2 protein-coding genes and 1 pseudogene are annotated in these 2970 nt (G+C 67.0%); 2 read left to right on the forward strand and 1 reads right to left on the reverse strand.

Annotation, left to right across the window (positions count from 1 at the left end):
- The first annotated feature begins 44 nt into the window (after window positions 1-44).
- Together Aple_RS50115 and Aple_RS56590 are read left to right on the forward strand one after the other, a co-directional pair.
- Entirely contained in the window at window positions 45-1844 is a 1800-nt protein-coding gene (locus tag Aple_RS50115) for a P-loop NTPase family protein (RefSeq protein ID WP_155351879.1), read from the forward strand.
- Window positions 1845-2268: 424 nt separating this feature from the next.
- Window positions 2269-2553, forward strand: coding sequence for an integrase core domain-containing protein (locus tag Aple_RS56590; RefSeq protein ID WP_373869724.1), 285 nt, complete (start codon window positions 2269-2271; stop codon window positions 2551-2553).
- Here Aple_RS56590 and Aple_RS54040 read toward each other — a convergent pair.
- Window positions 2456-2970: pseudogene (locus Aple_RS54040) on the reverse strand (hypothetical protein); the annotation flags it as partial. The gene Aple_RS56590 and the pseudogene Aple_RS54040 sit on opposite strands and share 98 nt — an antisense overlap.

Below are 2970 nucleotides of genomic sequence, written 5' to 3' on the forward strand. Positions count from 1 at the left end.
TGTACGACGTTGATCGGCGGGGCGGCCCAATTGATGGAGGTGACATGAGCCAGCAGGACGAGGCAGTGAAAACCATTCTCGGAGCGGACGCATTGAACGTACCGCTTGACGATGGGCCTGCTCCGAACGTGGTTTTCTTCGGCCCTTACAACGGAGGCAAGAGCTCGACGCTCAAGCGGCTGCTCATCGAGGACGGCACCCCGGTGCCCGACTGGCTGTCGGTAGGGCCCCAACCAGAGACATTCGAGGGTAATCGAGTGGAATCCGGCGGCCTGGTCTACTGGGACACCCCCGGCCGGTCCGGAAGGTCCGCCGAGCATGAGCGGATCGCGAGCGAGACGCTGTTCTACGCCGATTTCGTCCTCCTCCTAGTGCCCCCAGGCCGAGGCGACGACGACACCGGGCACCTGATGCTCCTCGCCGAGGCCGGTTTCACCGCGGAGAACACGCTGGTGGTGCTGGCCCGCTGCGACCAGGTGGGCGGCGACCCGGTGCTCGCGCCGGAGCCGTTCCGTGCGTCAGTCGAAGCGCGTAAGGCGGCACTGCGCAAGCTCCTGCCGGAGCCCTTGGCCGACGCCGAGGTCATTGCGATCGCCGCCGATCCGTTCGGCCTGGTCGGGAACCGCAATCCGGACGGCCCGAATCCGTACTCTGACTCCCGTTCCTGGGACGGAATGGCGGAGTTGAGGGCTGTATTGCACGCCCTGCCGGACGCATTGTCGCGACTGCGCGCAGCCAATCGGCGGCGGTTCCAGCGTGCGGTGCTGGCGATGGCCCGCCGCTCGGCCGAGGAGCAGCTAAGCCAGGCACGCGAGGTAGTCGAGGAGGGCGAGGAGCGGCGTGAACGAGCCGACCTGCTAGAACAGCAGCTGACCGAACTCGACGCGGCGGCCGAGGTGGCCCTTAGCGCCGCGGTCAGCCGTGAGCTCCAAGCGGTCGTCAGAATTGCGGGCGGGCTGGGCGCCGAGGAGGTGCGGGCGGCGACGGAGTCCCGGTTGCAGACCGCCCTGTCCGCATGGGATCGCATGTGGAACGACCGGCTGGCGGAGCTGGCCGGGAAAGCCCAGCACGACATGGAGAAGCAGGCGCTGCGCTTATCGTCGATAGTCTTCGATGACTGGGCGGACCGGCTGCGTGCCGCCCCGGCCAAGTCCTCGCCCGTGATCCGGATCTCCGAGGAGACGTTGCAGCGGTTCAGGGGGCCGCTTGCGCTGATCGCCAAGGGCGTCGTCAAGATGCGGGTCTCCTCCTCAGCTCCACTGGACGAGACGCTCAAGGTCGCCAAGGACATCAGCGACCAGCGGGAAAAGCTGGAGGACGGATACGCAAAGTTCATCGCGTTTCTCAGCAGCATCCGCGAAGGGGCCGTCGCGGAGAAGGAGACGAACCCGCGTGCCCTCATCCGGATTCTCTGGGCTGACAGTACCCAAGCGAAACTCGACGAGGCTCACCAGAAACGGCTGAGCGACTTGCTAGCGAGAAGCAAGTTCTTCAAGACGTTCAAGGACGTCGACCGTGCCAAACGCTGGATCAAAGGACTCGACATCATCGGTGAATTCGCGCCCGCCGCGATTTCCCTCGGCGGCATTGTTGGTGACGTCTGGTCCGACAAGCGAGCGCAGCGCGCCGACCAGGAGCGCCGTCGCAAGGACGCCGAGAAGATCACGAAGATCACAGCCGGTTTCACCACCCAACTCCTTGGCCGCGGCGGAGCCGCAGACGGCACCTGGGAGGCTGCCGTCCAGTCCTTGCGCGCCCACCTGGCCACCGACCCCGACGAGGAGGCCGTCGCCGCCGCACGCACCCGCATCACCGAACTGGAGCGGGCCCTCGCAGACCTTTGAGCTACCGCAGTGGCCGCTCTCCGAAGTCTCCGAGAGCGGCCACACCGCCAGTGCGCCTGCCGAGAATTCCATCCGTGCAGGTCGTGTGCCACGAGCGTTGAAGGAGGCGTTGATGTAGAAGCCTCTGGAAACGGTGCTGTGCAGGAGATGGAGGTAGGTCCTCCGGGATCGCCCTGCAGGGGGAGGTCCCAAACCACCGCAGGCTGCGTCGGTTAAGTGCCGTTCGTGGTGAGCGCTGCGGGAAAAGGCGCGGTGTGATCGCGTCAGGTGTGGGTCAGGAAGGCGAGCGAGAGCGAACCGCTGATGAAGTGTCGTAACGGATTTCAGTGGCGTCGAAACCGGGGCAAGACCTGGGCTCCGGGACAAGTCTGGGGGGAGCCTGCCGACTGCCCAGACGGCGTCCGGCATGTAGGCGGCGCGAGCGTTGAAGACCCTACGCCGCGAACTCCTCGACCGAATGCTCATCCTCAACGAGCAGCACCTGCGCCGAACCCTCACTCGATACCTGGAGCACTACAACACGGCCCGGCCCCACCGTGGCAGCGGCAGCTGTCTCCATCGCAAGCCGAAGCCGGACCGCCAGCCCTGGTCGACCTCGCCAATGGCCGAGTTCACCGCGGAACCATCCTCGGCTGGCTCATCAACGAGTACCAGATCGGCAGCTGACACCACCAAGAACCCGCAGGCCAGGGCCGAATCCCACGCTTGAGCCCCACAGGGTCGGGCACGATCGGAAAGGCGTCCGATGCTGGCGTCGGGAGTTGTGGTTGCCAGGCGATGGTCACCGTGGCCGGAGCACCGGACGCTGCCGTGGAGATAGACACGTTGATGCCACTGGACTCCACGAAGCTACTGCCCCCGCCTCCGCCGCCGCCCCCGCCGGCTTCAATCACCGAGGGGCCACCACCGCCGCCACCGCCGACGTAGCCGCCGCCACCGCCACCACCGCCACCGGCGCCGGCGCCGTTGTATCCGTTGTAGCCGCCGCTGCCGCCTTGGAGCGACGCGCCGGAGGATCCGTACTCTCCGTCGTACGTGCCGCACGGTGGGCCGCCGCTGCCGCCTGCGGCGTTCTGGCTTCCCGTGCCGCCGAGCCGCCCGGGCATGCCGGCGGGGGCCCATCCGC

The organism is Acrocarpospora pleiomorpha, assembly GCF_009687885.1.
GTDB lineage: Bacteria > Actinomycetota > Actinomycetes > Streptosporangiales > Streptosporangiaceae > Acrocarpospora > Acrocarpospora pleiomorpha.